Annotated in this window: 14 protein-coding genes and 1 riboswitch; of the genes, 4 read left to right on the forward strand and 10 right to left on the reverse strand. The window is 69.2% G+C overall.

Annotated elements, in window-relative coordinates; genetic code table 11:
* Positions 1-88 precede the first annotated feature (88 nt).
* Complete coding sequence (locus IEX18_RS00650; RefSeq protein WP_188656697.1) at positions 89-1,618, reverse strand: aminoacyl--tRNA ligase-related protein; 1,530 nt, start codon at positions 1,616-1,618, stop codon at positions 89-91.
* A gap of 103 nt (positions 1,619-1,721) precedes the next feature.
* On the opposite strand from IEX18_RS00650, the gene IEX18_RS00655 reads away from it, so the two are divergent.
* On the forward strand, positions 1,722-2,621 hold the full coding sequence (locus tag IEX18_RS00655; RefSeq protein ID WP_188656698.1) for a DMT family transporter: 900 nt from the start codon (positions 1,722-1,724) through the stop codon (positions 2,619-2,621).
* On the opposite strand, the gene IEX18_RS00660 is transcribed toward IEX18_RS00655, so the two are convergent.
* On the reverse strand, positions 2,608-3,192 hold the full coding sequence (locus IEX18_RS00660) for a CcdC protein domain-containing protein (RefSeq protein WP_229664285.1): 585 nt from the start codon (positions 3,190-3,192) through the stop codon (positions 2,608-2,610). The genes IEX18_RS00655 and IEX18_RS00660 overlap by 14 nt on opposite strands.
* Between IEX18_RS00660 and IEX18_RS00665 the strand changes: the two genes are divergently transcribed.
* Positions 3,191-4,969 carry a DUF885 domain-containing protein gene (locus IEX18_RS00665; RefSeq protein WP_188656699.1) on the forward strand — a complete coding sequence of 593 codons (1,779 nt, stop codon included), beginning with the start codon at positions 3,191-3,193 and terminating at the stop codon, positions 4,967-4,969. The genes IEX18_RS00660 and IEX18_RS00665 overlap by 2 nt on opposite strands.
* A 51-nt stretch (positions 4,970-5,020) precedes the next feature.
* On the opposite strand, the gene gcvPB is transcribed toward IEX18_RS00665, so the two are convergent.
* The 8 genes from gcvPB to serB form a co-directional block, all read right to left on the reverse strand.
* Complete coding sequence (gene gcvPB, locus IEX18_RS00670) at positions 5,021-6,622, reverse strand: aminomethyl-transferring glycine dehydrogenase subunit GcvPB (protein ID WP_188656700.1); 1,602 nt, start codon at positions 6,620-6,622, stop codon at positions 5,021-5,023.
* Positions 6,619-7,977, reverse strand: coding sequence for an aminomethyl-transferring glycine dehydrogenase subunit GcvPA (gene gcvPA / locus IEX18_RS00675; RefSeq protein WP_188656701.1), 1,359 nt, complete (start codon positions 7,975-7,977; stop codon positions 6,619-6,621). The genes gcvPB and gcvPA overlap by 4 nt, the downstream gene beginning before the upstream one ends.
* A 119-nt stretch (positions 7,978-8,096) precedes the next feature.
* Positions 8,097-8,465, reverse strand: coding sequence for a glycine cleavage system protein GcvH (gcvH, locus tag IEX18_RS00680; RefSeq protein WP_188656702.1), 369 nt, complete (start codon positions 8,463-8,465; stop codon positions 8,097-8,099).
* A 1-nt stretch (position 8,466) separates the two neighbouring features.
* Positions 8,467-9,663 carry a glycine cleavage system aminomethyltransferase GcvT gene (gene gcvT, locus IEX18_RS00685; RefSeq protein WP_188656703.1) on the reverse strand — a complete coding sequence of 399 codons (1,197 nt, stop codon included), beginning with the start codon at positions 9,661-9,663 and terminating at the stop codon, positions 8,467-8,469.
* 158 nt (positions 9,664-9,821) lie between these two features.
* Positions 9,822-9,910, reverse strand: a riboswitch (glycine riboswitch).
* A gap of 64 nt (positions 9,911-9,974) precedes the next feature.
* A complete protein-coding gene (locus IEX18_RS00690) occupies positions 9,975-10,985 on the reverse strand; it encodes a tetratricopeptide repeat protein (RefSeq protein WP_188656704.1) in 1,011 nt (336 codons plus the stop codon).
* On the reverse strand, positions 10,982-11,527 hold the full coding sequence (locus IEX18_RS00695; RefSeq protein WP_188657762.1) for a hypothetical protein: 546 nt from the start codon (positions 11,525-11,527) through the stop codon (positions 10,982-10,984). The genes IEX18_RS00690 and IEX18_RS00695 overlap by 4 nt, the downstream gene beginning before the upstream one ends.
* 10 nt (positions 11,528-11,537) lie before the next feature.
* Positions 11,538-12,257, reverse strand: a complete 720-nt coding sequence (locus IEX18_RS00700) for an AAA family ATPase (protein ID WP_188656705.1) — start codon at positions 12,255-12,257, stop codon at positions 11,538-11,540.
* An 85-nt stretch (positions 12,258-12,342) separates the two neighbouring features.
* Positions 12,343-13,224 (reverse strand): phosphoserine phosphatase SerB, encoded by an 882-nt coding sequence (gene serB / locus IEX18_RS00705; RefSeq protein ID WP_188656706.1) that lies wholly within the window; start codon positions 13,222-13,224, stop codon positions 12,343-12,345.
* On the opposite strand from serB, the gene miaA reads away from it, so the two are divergent.
* Both miaA and IEX18_RS00715 read left to right on the forward strand, forming a co-directional pair.
* Positions 13,217-14,140 (forward strand): tRNA (adenosine(37)-N6)-dimethylallyltransferase MiaA, encoded by a 924-nt coding sequence (miaA, locus tag IEX18_RS00710; protein WP_188656707.1) that lies wholly within the window; start codon positions 13,217-13,219, stop codon positions 14,138-14,140. The genes serB and miaA overlap by 8 nt on opposite strands.
* A gap of 76 nt (positions 14,141-14,216) precedes the next feature.
* On the forward strand, positions 14,217-15,962 hold the full coding sequence (locus IEX18_RS00715; RefSeq protein WP_188656708.1) for an acetolactate synthase 3 large subunit: 1,746 nt from the start codon (positions 14,217-14,219) through the stop codon (positions 15,960-15,962).
* Positions 15,963-16,018: the final 56 nt, after the last annotated feature.

Genomic DNA, 16,018 nt, shown 5'->3' on the forward strand with positions numbered 1-16,018 from the left:
TCACCTGCCCCATATGGGACAGGGAGGGGAGGATTGCGAGCGCAGCGCGCCGCCGCCCCGCATCACGTGCGGGGCGGCGACAGAGACCTCAATAGGCGCGGCCGATCAGCACGCGCTCGACGGCAGGCGCGCCGGTGAAGATGCAATCACCCTCGATCGCGCCCTGCCCCTGCGGCGCATTGCGGATGGTGAGCTTGAGCGCCTTGAGGCGCTCGACGACCTGATCGAGCGCGGCGCCGGTCGGCTTCGACCAGCGGACGTCGACCCAGCCGGGGTTTCGGCGGCTCTCGGCGAAATGGCTCTCGACCGCGCTCCAGTCGTCGACCGGCGTGATCCCCGCGCGCAAGGCCTCCGTCGACCGGGCGAGCAGATCGTCCTGGATCGTCCGGAGCAGGGCACCGACCGTCTCGACGAGTTCGCCGCGCGGCATCACCGCCGACTTCAGCTTGCCGCCGTCCTGATACAGGTCGGTACGCTGGATGACCGAGACGTTGCCGCCGGCCACGTCGCGGCCACCCACCTCGATGACGATCGGCGCCCCCTTCTTCACCCAGCCCCAGCGCTTGGTCGCCGCCTTGGCGGGCTTGAGGTCGAGCAAGGCGCGCACCGGCTCGCCAAGCGCCGACTGCGCGGCGAGCTGCTTCTGCAGGTCGCGGCAATAGTCGACGATCGCCTGATCTTCGGGCTGGTCGCGCAGCATCGGGACGATCACGACCTGCCAGGGCGCGATCGCGGGCGGGACGCGCAACCCGTCATCGTCGCCATGGGTCATGATGACGGCGCCGATCATCCGGGTGGAGACACCCCAGCTGGTCGTGTTCGCCAGTTCCAGCTCGCCGCTGGCATTCTGAAAACGGATGTTCTGCGCCGACGCGAAGTTGGTGCCAAGGAAGTGGCTGGTGCCCGCCTGAAGCGCCTTCCCGTCCTGCATCATCGCCTCGATCGACCAGGTCTCGACCGCGCCCGGGAAGCGCTCGTTCTCGGGCTTCTCGCCGGCGATCGTGTGGAGCGCGAGGCAGGTCTCGGCGAACTCGCGATAGACCTCGAGCATCCGCAGCGTCTCCTCGAGCGCCTCTTCGGCGGAGGCATGGGCGGTATGCCCTTCCTGCCACAGGAATTCGGCGGTGCGCAGGAACATGCGCGTGCGCATCTCCCAGCGCACCACGTTGGCCCATTGATTGATCAGCACCGGCAGGTCGCGCCACGACTGGATCCAGCGCGAGAAGGCGGTGCCGATCACCGTTTCCGACGTCGGCCGGACGACCAGCGGCTCCTCCAGCCTCGCGGCGGGGTCGGGAGTCAGACCGCCCTTCCCGTCCCCGATCAGCCGGTGATGGGTGACGACCGCCATCTCCTTGGCGAACCCTTCGACATGTTCCGCTTCCTTCTCGAAATAGGAAAGCGGGATGAAGAGCGGGAAGTAGCAATTCTCATGGCCGGTCGCCTTGATCCGGTCGTTGAGCAGGCGCTGCATCCGCTCCCAGATGCCATAGCCCCAGGGGCGGATGACCATGCAGCCGCGAACGCCCGATTCCTCGGCAAGATCGGCTTCGGCGATGACGGACTGATACCAGGCGGCGAAATCCGCCTCGCGGGTGACGGGGAGAGCATGCTTCATGGGCGCGCGCTGTAGCGCGGCGGAACGCAGGCGTCACGACGCTTGGTGCGCCGATCGCCTCGTCCGGATGGCAGCCTGCGCTTCGATCGGTTAACCGCGCGCCATGTCCTCCGACCGTCTGCTACCGGCGATCGGCCTGCGCCTGTTGTCGGTCGGGCTGTTCGCCACGATGAACGCCGCGATCAAGCTGGCGGAGGCAAAGGGTGCGCGACTCGGCGAGATCCTGTTCTTCCGGCAGTTCGGTGCCGCGATCCTGGTCACCGGCGTGATCGCGGCAGGGCCGGGGCTGGCGACGATCCGCACGCAGCGGCTGGGCGCGCACGTGTCGCGCGCCACGGTCGGCGTCATCTCGATGGCCTTCACCTTCGCGGCCCTGCTCCTCCTGCCGCTGGCGGAGGCGACGACGATCGGCTTCTCGACGCCGATCTTCGCGACGATCCTCGGCGCCCTGATCCTTGGCGAGCCGACCGGCTGGCGACGGTGGAGCGCGGTTGCCGTCGGCTTTGTCGGCGTGCTGATCGTGCTGGAGCCCGGCGGCCATGCGATGCCGCTGGCGGGTGCCGCCTGCGGCCTGGCGGCGGCCGTGCTGACCGCCGTGGTCTTCATCCTGCTGCGCCAGATCGGTCGGACGGAGCGGGCGCAGACCACGGTCTGGTGGTTCTCCGTGCTGTCGCTGCTACCCCTCGGCATCGTCTACGCCTTCCAGGCGCAGCCCCATGCCGCCGGAGCCTGGGCGGCGCTCGCGGTAGTGGGCGTCGCCGGCGGGTGCGCGCAGCTGGCGATGACTGCCTCGCTGCGCCGTGGTGCCGTGTCGCTCGTGGTGCCGTTCGACTATACCGCCCTGCTCTGGGCGACCATCTATGGCTGGTTGCTGTTCGGCAGCCTTCCCGGCCGAGCGACGTGGCTCGGCGCGCCGATCATCGTCGCCTCGGGCCTCTACATCGTCTGGCGCGAGCATGTGCGTCGACGCGAGGAGACGCGGCGGGCGCTCAGCGAGGAATAGCCTCGCGCAGCAATCGCCGGGCGCGCAGGAACATCTCCAGCCGCTGTGCCGCGATCAGGCCGAAGGCGAGTGCGAGCAGCATGTCGGAGAGCGCGATCGGGTCGAGGTGAAGGACCGCCGCGCCTTCCGCTCGCGCCGCCTGCCGCAGGACGACGATCGCCAGGATCAGGACCAGCGCGGCCGGCGACGAGGTCTGGCTGAGCCGGTGCGTGACCGGATCCACGTCGATCCGCATCATCCGGCCGCGCTGCCAGCCCAGGGCCGCGCCGAGCAGCATGGCGCTTGCACAGAAGAGCCAGGCGATGCCGTGGGGCGGTGCGCTGGCGAAGCTGGCGATCACGGCCACGCCGAGGATGGCGGGAAGGATCCAGAGCCGCTCGATCCGCAGGGGCAAGGCTCGACCGGTCCGCCGCCATCGTATCGCCAGCACGATCGCGAGGACCACCGCGGTGATGGCGTAGGTGACGAGGGTGTCGGGCCGCTGTTGCATGGCGCGCATCATGTCTCGGCGGCGGCCACGGGTCCAGCCGGTGCTTGAACGCACGCCCGGCTTCGCGCAGGCTGCGGTCATGATCCGATCGATGCTGCTGACCGCCTCAGTCTTCGCGCTTTTTCCCGCTCACGCCGCCGCTGCGCAATCCCCGCCCGCGAGCGCCGCGCCACAACCGGCCAACGCTGCCGACGCGCGCTTCGTGACGATCTGGCAGGAGGAATATGCCTGGCGGCAGAAGGAGGGCTTGGCCGACGACGACCGCGATGCCGCGAGCGACCGGCTGCCGGATGTCTCGGCAGCCGCGCAGACCCGCCGCGCGGCCTATTGGCAGCAGGTGATGACGCGGCTCGACGCGGTCGATCCCGCCGCCTTGTCCGCTGCGGAGCGCGTGAACTATCTCGTCTATCGCAATCAGATCTGGGGATTTCTCGACGATGCGCGCTTCCGCGAATGGGAGAAGCCGCTCAACGGCGACAGCGCCTTCTGGGGCGATCTGCAATATGTCGCGCGGGGGCAGTTCGCGCGGGGGTCGGCTGACTATCGCAACTACCTCAAACTGCTCGGCGACATTCCCCGCTACCTGGATCAGCAGACCGATAATCTGCGCAGCGGCCTGAAGCGCGGCTTCACCCCGCCGGCGGTGGTGATGAAGGGTCGCGAGGCACCGGTCGTCGCGATCGCCGAGGCGAAGACGGCCGAGGCGACCGTCTATTACGAGCCCTTCGCCAAGATGCCGGCGACCGTCGCGGACCGCGACGCGCTCCGGGCCGAGGCGAAGCGGGTGATCGAGACCCAGGTCATTCCGGCGCATCGCAAGCTGCTCGCCTATCTTCGCACGAGCTACTTTCCCGGCCTTCGCACGAAGCTCGATGCGACGAGCTACCCGGACGGTGCCGCCTATTACCGCAGCCGCATCCGCCAGTTCACGACGCTGGACATGAGCCCCGACGCGATCCACGCCCTGGGGCTGAGCGAGGTCGCGAAGATCCGCGCAGAAATGGAAACGATCAAAGCTGAGGTGAAATTCCAAGGCGATCTGAAGGCATTCCTGACCTTCCTTCGCACCGATCCGCAATTCTACGCCAAGACGCCCGATCAATTGCTCAAGGAGGCCGCGTGGGAGGCCAAGCGGTTCGACGCGATGGCGAGCCGCTGGTTCGGACGGAACCCGCGGGCGCGATTCGCGATCCGGCCGGTGCCCGCGGACATCGCCCCCTTCTACACCGCCGGCCGCGGTGGCCCGGGAGGCTATCTGGTCAATACCTACGACCTGCCGTCGCGCCCGCTCTTCCAGCTCCCGGCGCTGACGCTGCACGAAAGCGCCCCGGGCCATGCCTGGCAGATGTCGCTCGCAAACGAGAATAGCGGCCTGCCGCCCTTCCGCCGCTACAGCTACATCTCCGCATTCGGCGAAGGCTGGGCGCTCTATTGCGAGCGTCTCGGCGACGAGATGGGCTTCTACGAAACGCCGTACGAGCGGTTCGGCATGCTAAGCTATCAGATGTGGCGGGCGGCAAGGCTGGTCGTGGACACGGGCATCCATGCCAAGGGCTGGACCCGCGATCAGGCGCTGGCCTTCCTGCGCGACAACACCGCCCTGTCCGAGCGCGAGATCGGGACCGAAGTGGACCGCTATATCGGCTGGCCCGGCCAGGCATTGAGCTACTATCTGGGGCAGCTCGCGATCCAGCGTGATCGTGCGAAGGCGGAGAAGGCGCTGGGCAACCGGTTCGACATTCGCGCCTTCCACGACACGGTGCTGTCGCTGGGCTCGGTCCCGCTGCCGGTCCTCGACGGCCGCGTGGATGAATTCATCGCCGGCGGCGGCAAGGGCCCCTACCCCGCGGACGGGTGACGCCGGCGGGGCGCCACCCCTCCGGCAGGGGTGGCGCCCACGGCCGGGTTCCTACTCGGCCGCTTCCCGCTGCGGCGCAGGGTCCTTCCACACCAGTACCGGCTTTCGCGCGGCCAAGGTCTCGTCCAGCCGGGCGCGCGGGGCGAAATGCGGGGCCGACTTGAGCGCGGCATCCCCCGCCTTCGCCCGCTCCGCCACCGAACGCAGCGCCCCGATGAACTGGTCGAGCGCCGCCTTCGACTCGGTCTCGGTCGGCTCGACCAGCATCGCGCCGTGGACGACGAGCGGGAAGTAGACGGTCATCGGGTGGAAACCCTCGTCGATCAGCCCCTTCGCGATATCGAGGGTGGAGAAGCCCTGCGCCAGGTTCGCGTCGGAGAACAACGCCTCGTGCATGCAGGGCCCCGCCCCCGCGAACGGCGCGTCGAGCACATCCTCGAGCGAACGGAGCACGTAATTGGCGTTGAGCACCGCATCCTCCGCGACCTGCCGCAGCCCGTCGGCGCCATGGCTGAGGATATAGGTCAGCGCACGGGTGAACATGCCCATCTGGCCGTGAAAGGCGGTCATCCGCCCGAAGCTGTCGAGCCGCCCGTCGAAATGCTCGGCAGAGAATTCCTCGGCGCGCTCCTCCTCGATCAGGTGGACATGGCCGTCGCGGGTGCGCGCGGTATAGGGCAGCGGCGCGAAGGGCGACAGGGCCTCCGACAGCACCACCGGCCCCGAGCCCGGTCCGCCGCCGCCATGCGGGGTCGAGAAGGTCTTGTGCAGGTTGATGTGCATCGCGTCGACGCCGAGGTCCCCGGGGCGGACGCGACCGACGATGGCGTTGAAATTGGCGCCATCGCAATAGACGTAGCCGCCCGCCGCGTGCACCGCGTCCGAGATCGCCTTGAGATCGCGCTCGAATAGGCCGCAGGTATTGGGGTTGGTGATCATCACCGCGGCGATGTCCGGCCCCAGCCGCGCCTCGAGCGCCGCCAGGTCGACGCGGCCGTCCGGAGTGGCGGGAATGTCCTCGACGGTGAAGCCGGCAAAGGCCGCGGTGGCGGGGTTGGTGCCATGCGCGGATTCGGGAACGAGGATCACCTTGCGATGGCCTTCGCCGCGCTTCTCCAGTGCCGCCTTGATGCACAGAATGCCGCACAGCTCGCCATGGGCGCCCGCCTTGGGGCTCATCGCGACGCCGTGCATGCCGGTCAGCTCGATCAGCCAGAAAGCGAGCTCGTTGATCACGCCGAGCGCGCCCTGCACCGTGTCGACCGGCTGCAGCGGATGGACGTCGGCGAAACCGGGCAGCCGCGCCATCTTCTCGTTGAGGCGCGGATTGTGCTTCATCGTGCACGAGCCGAGCGGGAAGAGGCCGAGATCGATCGCATAATTCTGCCGCGACAGCCGGGTATAGTGACGCACCGTCTCCGGCTCCGACAGGCCGGCAAGACCGATCGGCGCCGTGCGGGCAAGACCGCCGAAGCGGCTCGCTCCGGTACGGGCGACGGCCGGCAGGTCGACGCCCGTCGTCTCCCCGTCGCCGATCTCGAAGATCAGCGGCTCCTCCAGCATCAGCGCCTTGTTGCCGGTGAAACCCGGGGCCGGCGCGCGGCTGTCGCCGGCGGTCATCTCGGGACGCCAGCCGCTCTGGTTGATGCTCATGCCAGTATCTCCTCCAGCGCCGAGGCGAGCCTCTCGACATCCTCTTCCGTAGCAGTCTCGGTCACCGCGACGACGAGCCCGTTGGCCAGCGCGTCCGCACCGGGATAGAGCCGCCCCAGCGACACGCCGGCCAGGATGCCGCGATCGGCCAGGGCTCGCACGATCGGCCGCGCCTCCTGCCCCAGATCGAGCGTGAACTCGTTGAAGAAGCTCTCGTTGATCAGGCGGACGCCCGGCACCGCTGCCAGCCGGTCCGCCGCGGCGACGGCCGCGGCATGATTGATTCCCGCCAGGCCACGCAGGCCCTTCTCGCCGAGCAAGGTCATGTGGATCGAGAAGGCCAGCGCGCAAAGCCCTGAATTGGTGCAGATGTTGGAGGTCGCCTTCTCGCGCCGGATATGCTGCTCGCGCGTCGAGAGCGTCAGCACGAAGCCGCGCTTGCCATTCGCATCCACCGTCTCGCCGCAGAAGCGCCCCGGCATCTGCCGGATATATTTCTCCTTGCAGCCCATCAGCCCGACATAGGGGCCGCCGAACTGCAGTCCGACGCCGATCGACTGCCCTTCGCCGACGACGATGTCGGCGCCCATCTCGCCCGGCGAGCGGATCGCGCCGAGCGCGACCGGCTCGGTGACGACGGCGATCAGCAACGCCTTCTTCGCCTGGGCGGCTTCGGCCAGCGGCGTCAGGTCGGCAGTGCGACCGAGAATGTCGGGATATTGCACCACGACGCAGCTGGTATCGTCATCGATCGCGGCGATCAGCCGGTCGAGATCGGTCTCGGCCGAGAGATCGGGCAATGCCGTTTCGAGCGCGTCGCCGGTATATTTGGCCATCGTCCGGGCCACCGAGACATAATGGGGATGCAGTCCGGAGGAGAGGATCGCCTTGCCGCGCTTGGTGATGCGCCGCGCCATGCCGATCGCCTCCCAGCATGCGGTCGAGCCGTCATACATGCTGGCATTGGCGACATCGGTCCCGAGCAGGCGGGCGACCTGCGTCTGGAACTCGAACAGCATCTGCAACGTGCCCTGCGCGATCTCCGGCTGATAGGGGGTATAGGCCGTCAGGAACTCGCCGCGCTGGATCAGGTGGTCCACCGAGGCGGGCACATGGTGGCGATACGCGCCGCAGCCTAGGAAGAAGGGCACCTCGCCCGCCACGACGTTTTGCCGCGCGAGCGCCGTCATGTGCCGCTCGACCGCGAGTTCCGAGGCATGGCTCGGCAGGCCCGAGACCGGGCCGGACAGACGCGCCGCCTCCGGCACGTCGGCGAACAGATCATCGATCGACGACGCTCCGATCACCGAGAGCATCTCGGACCGGTCGGCGGACGTGAGGGGCAGGTAGCGCATGATTTCCCTTCTTCCCCCTCCCCATCAGGGGAGGGCCGGGTGGGGCGTCACCCCGCGCGCGGCGCCTGCGGCCACGCCCCACCCCCAAAGCCCTTCCCGAGAGAAGGGACTCGTTGCCGTCAGAGCTTGGCGACGAACGCTTCGTAGGCGGCTTCGTCCATCAGGCTTTCCAGCTCGGCTTCGTCCGACAGGGTCAGGCGGAAGAACCAGCCTTCCCCTTCGGCATCGGAATTCACGAGATCGGGCTGGTCGGCGAGCGCGGTATTACCCTCGAGCACGGTGCCGGAGACGGGCGAATAGACGTCGGACGCCGCCTTGACCGATTCCACGACGGCGGCCTCGTCGCCCTTGCCGAGCGAGCGGCCGTCGGCCGGTACGTCGACGAACACGATATCGCCGAGCTGTCCCTGCGCGTAATCGGTGATGCCGACCGTGCCGATCTGGCCGTCGACCTCGATCCATTCATGATCTTCGGTGAAATAACGCATGTCAGGCTCCCTTGGTGGCGCTGGCGCGCACATAGCGATGGGGGACGAAGGGCATGGCCGCAACGGTCGCCTCATGGACCTTGCCGCGCTGGACGAGCCGCACGCCGGTGCCCGGCGCGGCGAGATCGGCGGGCACATAGGCCATCGCGATCGCCGCCCCCAGGGTCGGCGCGAAGCCGCCGCTGGTGACGCGGCCGATCACCGCGCCGTCCTCGGCGACGACCGAGGCGCCCTCGCGCACCGGCTGGCGGCCCGAGACGAGCAGGCCGACGCGGCGGACCGCCGCGCCCGCCTCGCGCTCCGCCAGGATCCGTCCGGCCCCGGCGAAGTCGGCGGCGTCGCGCCGACGCTTCGACACAGCGAAGCCGAGATCGGCCATGACCGGCGTCGTCTCGGGATCGAGATCGTGGCCGTAGAGAGGCAGCCCCGCCTCCAGGCGCAGCGAGTCGCGGGCACCGAGCCCGATCGGCTTCACCTCCGGCTCGGCATAGAGCGCATCGGCGAGGGCGGCGGCCGCCTCGGCCGGCACCGAGATCTCGAACCCGTCCTCGCCGGTATAGCCCGACCGGCTGATCCACAGCGCATGGCCGTTCCAGGAGAAGCTGCCCGCGGTCATGAACACCAGCGCCTCGACGCCCGGCACCAGCCGCGCGAGCGCGTCGACCGCCTTGGGGCCCTGCAGCGCCAGCAGCGCCTGCTCGTCCTGGAGGTTCATCGTCACGTCCTCGGGCAACACGTCGAGGAGATAGCCGATGTCATCATATTTGGTGGCGCCGTTGACGACCATGTAGATCTCGTCCTCGCCCGTCGCGTTCGCGCGGCGCGTGACCATCAGGTCGTCGAGTATGCCTCCCTCTTCGTTGAGGAGCAGCGAGTAGCGCATCCGACCCTCGCCGAGGCCGCCGATATCGCCGGGAAGCATCGCCTCCAGCGCCCGAGCGACCGCATCGACCCCGGCCTCGGCGGTGAAGACCAGCTGGCCCATATGGCTGACGTCGAACAGCCCGGCCGACTCGCGCGTCCAGAGATGCTCGGCCATGATGCCCTCATACTGGACCGGCATCAGATAGCCCGCGAACGGAACCATGCGGCCGCCGCGCGCGCGGTGCCAGCCATCGAGCGGCAAAATCTGCGGCTCGTCGACGCCCTCGGGCGCGTCTTCCACGTTGAGCTGCGTCTCGGTCGCGAGGTCGGTCATCGGCGGCACTCCGGCAAGGGGGAACGTCGGGCGGAATGCCGCCGATCGTCCTGAGCCCCCCTCTGTCACGGAACCTGAGAGCTTTCCCCCGGGCATTGCCGGGGTTACCCCTTCGGTGGCCTGCCGCCTGAAAGGCCGGCGCTTTCCAGAGTGTCGTAGAGCCTCGCGCGGTCCCTGGTGCCTGAGAGATTCCGGGGTGGTTGCTCCTTCGGCGGCCCCTTCAGGGGCTCTCTCCCGCGCGTCGCATCGACGCACCGGCTCTGGCCAGCCGCGCGGGCGTCGTCAAGCGCTTTGAACGCGTCGATTGATCCTCAGCGCGCCAGTCGCTCGAAGGCCGGAACGCACGCCCCACCTGGCAGCGTCCTGGCCGACACCGCCACCGGCCGGGCCGGGCGCGGCGCATCCGCCTTCCCGTTTCTGCCCTGCGACGCACCCGCCAACACCGCCGGAAGCGGCTGGACGACCTCGGCGCGCGGGCCGAAGACCACCTTGCGCATCGCGGGGATCGCCGCGGGCACGGCCTGCTCGGCGAGCACCGGCCCCTCGGTCGGGACCTGCGCCAACGCCGGCGTCGCAGCGTCCTGCTTCAGGGCCAGCGCGGTCGGCTGCCCCATATCGGTCGCCGCGGGCTGCACGCCGAGGAGTGCCGCCACCTGCTCGGTCGGACGCTTCGCCTGGGCGAAGGCGATCCATTCGAGCATGCGGGCGTCGAGATCGGCCGGCGAGACGTCGACCGCCGCGACGACCCGGGCCATCTGCCACTGGCCGGATAAGGCGAGGCTCAGCGCCAGGTTCTGGCGAACCTGAGCCGTGGCGCCGCGATCGCGCGCGGCGGCGGTCAGCAGCGTCACGGCCTGGGCGGGTTCGCCGGACAATGCGAGTGCGAGGCCGAGGTCGGACGCGCTGATTCGCTCGCGGAAGCTGGCGAGGGTCGCGCGGGCGCTCTCCGGATCGCCGCAGGCGATCTGTGCGAGCGCGAGGTTGAGCGCGGCGCGGCCATTCAGCGGGTCGAGGGTCAGCACATCGGCAAAGGCCTGACGCGCCGAGGCGAAGCGCCCGTCGGCGAGATAGGCGCGTGCCAGGATGAAGCGATAGTCGGCCCGGTCCGGCGCGGCCTGGACCGCCGCCTCGGCCAGCAGGACCGCGCGCGGATCATGCCGGTCGAGCGCGCGACTCGCCTGTCTGGCATAGTCCGCCTTGGGCGCCGCCGCATCGCCCGCCGAGGCGACGCCACGGGCCGGCCGGTTGAGCGCGCAGCCGGCGGTCAACGTACCGCCGGCAAGCACCAACGTGCCCAGCGCGAACAGCGAACGAACGGTCATCGACGGCTCCTCCGATTGGCCTTGGGAAGCTGGCCGGCCAGTTGCTCGACCGCCGGCATTGTGGCGAGAAAGGCATCGAGCGCGTCGGTCAGCAGCAGCTGGGCGGACTGTCCGGCGACCGCGCTGGCGAGCCGCAACCTCAGGTGGCGATCGGCATCGAGCCGCAGGGTGAAGGCCGCCTTGCCGCGCGCCGTCTGCGCCGCGCTCTCGCGCCCGATCCGCGCCGCGGTCGCCGCGGAGATGGCGGATACCGGTGCCGCAGGGGCCGGCTCCGGGGCGCGAATTGGCTCGGCGGACGATCGCGGCTCCGGCGTCAGTTCCAGTCGCTCGCGCAGCCGCTCGCGCGTCGCCACGACCGGCGGCACGGCGGGCGTTTCGCCCCAGCCCATGTCGTTCCAGCCGAGATCCTCGAGCTGGGAGGGCGAAGCGAGGCCGCCGCCCGAAAGGTCGACGAAGCTCTGCGGACGCATCGCCGGTCGCGCCTGCCCCTTGCGGGCGAGCAGGCCCGAGCTGAGCGAGGCGAGCGGCTTGGCGGTTCCCATGATGCCCATCTCAGCCGACCTGCCGGCGACCGAAGGTGGCGGCGGGCGCACCCGGACGCGCGCCGATGCCCGGTGCGGCGAAGGGAGCGGCGAAGACGGTGCGGCGGAAATTCTTCTCGAGGCGGTCGCCGATATAGCTCCAGAGTGCGGCGATCTCGGCCGCCGACTTGCTCTTGGGATCGCACTCCATGACGGTGCGGCCATCGATCATCGAGGCGGCATAGTCGTTGCGCTGCTGGATGGTGATCGGCGCGACGGTGCCGTGCTGCGACAGCGCGACCGCCGCCTCGCTGGTGATGCGGGCCTTCATCATCGCGGCGTTGACGACGAAGATCAGCGGCTTGCCGGCCCGCTCGCACAGGTCGACCGTGGCGCCCACCGCCCGCAGGTCATGCGGGCTGGGACGGGTCGGCACGACGATCAGCTCGGCCACCTGGATGACGCTCTGGATCGCCATGGTGATGGCGGGCGGCGTGTCGATGACGGCCAGCTTGAAGCCCTGCTGACGCAGCGTATCGAGATCGGAGGACAGGCGGGCCACGGTGGTCTGGGCGAAGGCCGGATATTCCGCCTCGCGCTCGTTCCACCAATCGGCCAGCGAGCCCTGCGGATCGATATCGATCAGCACGACCGGGCCATGGCCCTGACGCTGCGCCTCTACGGCGAGATGGCCGGACAAGGTCGTCTTGCCCGATCCGCCTTTTTGAGATGCCAGTGCGAGAACGCGCATCGTCCGGTCACATCCTTCCCGAATAATCGGAACGGGCGTGACACGGTCGGCGCTAAGAAGCGGTTAATGCTCGCAAAGCGCGCGTCTACTCCGCGGCCCAGTCGGCGCGGGCGATGCCTTGCGCATAGAGCAGCGCGGACAGGTCGCCATGCGCGATCCGTGCCGCGGCGGCGGCCGCCACCACCGGCTTGGCGTGATAGGCGACGCCCAGCCCCGCCGCCTCGATCATCGGCAGATCGTTGGCACCGTCGCCGACCGCCAGGGTTTGAGCCGGGGCAAGCCCGAGCGCGTCGGCGACGGCCCTCAGGGTCTCCAGCTTGGTGGCCGCGCCGACGATCGGCCGCGCGACCCGGCCGGTGAGCGTGCCTTCCGCCACGAGCAGGCGGTTGGCGATCGCGCGGTCGAACCCGATCTCGCGCGCGACCGGCTCCGCGAAGCGCGTGAAGCCGCCCGACACCAGCACCGTCCCGGCGCCCCGCGCGCGCATCGTCCGCACCAGTCGCTTCGCGCCCGGCATGATGCGCACCCGCTCGGCGAGGCAGCGGTCGATCGCCTCTTCGGGCAATCCGGCGAGCAGGCCGACCCGTGCGTCCAGCGCGCCCTCGAAGTCGAGTTCGCCGCGCATGGCACGTTCGGTGATCTCCGCGATCTGCGGCTTGAGGCCCGCATAGTCCGCCAGCTCGTCGATGCATTCGACCGTGATCATCGTCGAGTCCATATCGGCGACGAGCAGCCGCTTCTCGCGCCCGTCACGGGGCTGCACCACGACATCCGTCCCGCGAAAGGCCCCTTCCAGAGCGCCCCGCGCGGCCGCGGGATCGGCGGCGAAGTCGATGTCACAGGCGATGCCGGGCTCCACCCATCGCGGCGCAGCCGGTCCGCAGGCCACCGCCGCCAGCCGGTCGGCCGCGGCCGAGACATCTCCCGCAGCCAGCCCGTCGCCTGCTATCAGCGTCGCCGTGAACATCGAATATTCCCCCAAACCGGTCGTCGCGCTCATCGCAGGGCCTACCGCCAGCGGCAAGTCCGCCGCCGCGATCGCGATCGCGGAGCGCCATGGCGGCATCGTCATCAATGCGGATGCCAGCCAGGTCTATGCGGATCTCCACGTCCTGTCCGCCAGACCCTCCGCCGAAGACATGGCGCGGGTACCGCACCGACTCTTCGGCCATGTCGACGGCGCCGACACCGGCTATTCCGCCGCGCGCTGGGCGGCCGAGGCGCGGGCCGCGATCGACGCAGTGTTGGAAGCCGGTTCGCTGCCCGTCCTCGTCGGCGGCACCGGCCTCTATATCCGGACGCTGCTGGACGGAATCGCGCCCGTACCGCCGATCGCCGCGGCGATCCGGGCCGAGGTGCGCGCCCTGCCCGTCGCGGACGCCTATCGCGCGCTGGCGAAGGAGGACCCGGTCGCGGCAGCCAGGCTGCACGCCGCAGATACGACGCGGGTCGCCCGGGCGCTGGAGGTGATCCGCTCGACCGGGGAGCCGATCGGCGCGTGGCAGACGCGGCGGGAAGGCGGCATCGGTGACACGATCCGGCTCGCCGCGATACGGCTGCTGCCCGATCGGCACGCGCTCGCCCGCCGCATCGAGGCTCGCGCCGACGCGATGTTCGATCCCGCGCTCGCCGAAGTCGCGCGGCTCGCAGGGCGTGCCGACGTGCCGGCAGACGCGCCGGTGCGCCGGGCGATCGGCGTTGCGCCGCTCGAAGATCATATCGCAGGCACGCTGTCGCGCGATGCGGCACTGGCGCAACTGACCGGAGACACAAGGCGATACGCCAAGCGACAGTATACGTGGTTCCGCAATCAACCGCCGGAAGAATGGATCATCGAGACAGAATATTCCAACGCGGAGGTGACTTTCGAACGATTATTGTGACGAGGCGGGTTGACGCAGTGCAAAACGGAGACTAGCGCCCCTCCCACTCTTCCCGATACCCGAACGGAGCGACACCATGACCGAGCGAAGCGGAGCCGACATCCTCGTCGAGGCCCTGTGCGATCTCGGTGTCGAGGTCATTTTCGGCTATCCGGGCGGCGCGGTGTTGCCGATCTATGACGCGATGTTCCGGTCGAAGCGGATCCGGCATATCCTGGTGCGCCACGAACAGGCCGCGACGCACGCCGCCGAAGGTTATGCGCGGTCGACCGGCAAGCCCGGCGTCGTGCTGGTCACCTCGGGGCCCGGCGCGACCAATGCGGTGACCGGGATCACCGATGCGCTGCTCGATTCGATCCCGATGGTCGTGATCACCGGCCAGGTGCCGACCGCGCTGATCGGGACCGATGCTTTCCAGGAAGCGGATACGGTCGGCATCACCCGCCACTGTTCGAAGCACAATTATCTGGTCAAGGACCCCGCGCATCTCGGCGCGGTAGTGCATGAGGCGTTCCATATCGCGACCTCCGGCCGTCCGGGTCCGGTCGTGATCGACATCCCCAAGGACGTTCAGGTCGCCACGGCCCGCTACACGCGCCCCGGCCCGATCCAGCACAAGACCTATCGCCCGCAGGTCAAGCCGGACCGGCAGGCGATCGAGGCGGCGGTCGACATGCTGGCCGCGGCCGAGCGGCCGGTCCTCTATACGGGCGGCGGCATCATCAATGCCGGGCCGGCCGCGTCGCAGCTGCTGCGCGAGCTGGTGCGCCTGACGGGCGCGCCGGTCACCTCGACGCTGATGGGGCTCGGCGCCTATCCCGCGACCGGCCCGCACTGGCTCGGCATGCTCGGCATGCACGGGACCTACGAGGCCAATATGGCGATGAACCAGGCCGATCTGGTGTTGGCGATCGGCAGCCGCTTCGACGATCGCGTCACCGGTCGGCTGGACGCGTTCAGCCCCGGCAGCCGCAAGGTGCACATCGACATCGACCGGTCGAGCGTGAACAAGAACGTCCGCGTCGATCTGGCCGTGATCGCCGATGCCGGCCGCGCACTCGAGGACATGATCCATGTCTGGAAGGCCCGCCAGCATCCCAAGCCAGACCTGTCCGAATGGAACCGGCGGATCGACGGTTGGCGCGCGGTGCGCTGCCTCGACTTTCCGGAGGCGGGCAGCGAGATCATGCCGCAGCGGGCGATCCGCGCGCTCTACGAGGCGACCAAGGATCGCGCGCCGATCATCACGACCGAGGTCGGGCAGCACCAGATGTGGGCCGCCCAGCATTTCGGCTTCGATGCACCCAACAAGTGGCTGACCTCGGGCGGGCTGGGCACCATGGGCTATGGCCTGCCCGCGGCGATCGGTGCGCAGCTCGGCAACCCCAGGGCGCTGGTGATCGATATCGCCGGCGAGGCCTCGATCCAGATGAACATCCAGGAGCTCGCCACGGCGACCCAATACCGGCTGCCGGTCAAGATATTCATCCTCAACAACGAATATATGGGGATGGTGCGCCAGTGGCAGGAGCTGACCTATTCGTCCCGCTATGCCGAGAGTTACAGCGAATCCCTGCCGGACTTCGTGAAGCTTGCCGAAGCCTATGGCTGGAAGGGCATCCGGATCGAGACGCGCGATCAGCTGGACGGCGGCATCGCCGACATGCTGGCGCATGACGGGCCGGTGCTGGTCGACTGCATGGTGTCCAAGCTGACCAACTGCTTCCCGATGATCCCATCGGGCGCGGCGCATACCGACATGATCCTGCAGGCGAACGAGGTGTCGGGCGAGATGGACGACGAGGCGAAGGCGCTGGTCTGACGACCGGCGGACGCCTCGACGGCCGGGCGGAGGCTCGGCCGTAGCTGATCTTATAA

The sequence above is a fragment of the Sphingomonas metalli genome, assembly GCF_014641735.1.
GTDB classification, from domain to species: Bacteria; Pseudomonadota; Alphaproteobacteria; order Sphingomonadales; family Sphingomonadaceae; genus Sphingomonas; species Sphingomonas metalli.

Excerpts from the sequence above, each read along its gene's own strand:
- gcvPB (WP_188656700.1), bottom strand. The coding sequence starts at position 6,622 with ATGAGCATCAACCAGAGCGGCTGGCGTCCCGAGATGACCGCCGGCGAC.
- IEX18_RS00695 (WP_188657762.1), bottom strand. The coding sequence starts at position 11,527 with ATGGGAACCGCCAAGCCGCTCGCCTCGCTCAGCTCGGGCCTGCTCGCC.
- gcvPA (WP_188656701.1), bottom strand. The coding sequence starts at position 7,977 with ATGCGCTACCTGCCCCTCACGTCCGCCGACCGGTCCGAGATGCTCTCG.
- IEX18_RS00690 (WP_188656704.1), bottom strand. The coding sequence starts at position 10,985 with ATGACCGTTCGTTCGCTGTTCGCGCTGGGCACGTTGGTGCTTGCCGGC.
- IEX18_RS00655 (WP_188656698.1), top strand. The coding sequence starts at position 1,722 with ATGTCCTCCGACCGTCTGCTACCGGCGATCGGCCTGCGCCTGTTGTCG.
- gcvH (WP_188656702.1), bottom strand. The coding sequence starts at position 8,465 with ATGCGTTATTTCACCGAAGATCATGAATGGATCGAGGTCGACGGCCAG.
- IEX18_RS00665 (WP_188656699.1), top strand. The coding sequence starts at position 3,191 with ATGATCCGATCGATGCTGCTGACCGCCTCAGTCTTCGCGCTTTTTCCC.
- IEX18_RS00660 (WP_229664285.1), bottom strand. The coding sequence starts at position 3,192 with ATGACCGCAGCCTGCGCGAAGCCGGGCGTGCGTTCAAGCACCGGCTGG.
- IEX18_RS00700 (WP_188656705.1), bottom strand. The coding sequence starts at position 12,257 with ATGCGCGTTCTCGCACTGGCATCTCAAAAAGGCGGATCGGGCAAGACG.
- IEX18_RS00715 (WP_188656708.1), top strand. The coding sequence starts at position 14,217 with ATGACCGAGCGAAGCGGAGCCGACATCCTCGTCGAGGCCCTGTGCGAT.
- IEX18_RS00650 (WP_188656697.1), bottom strand. The coding sequence starts at position 1,618 with ATGAAGCATGCTCTCCCCGTCACCCGCGAGGCGGATTTCGCCGCCTGG.
- gcvT (WP_188656703.1), bottom strand. The coding sequence starts at position 9,663 with ATGACCGACCTCGCGACCGAGACGCAGCTCAACGTGGAAGACGCGCCC.
- serB (WP_188656706.1), bottom strand. The coding sequence starts at position 13,224 with ATGTTCACGGCGACGCTGATAGCAGGCGACGGGCTGGCTGCGGGAGAT.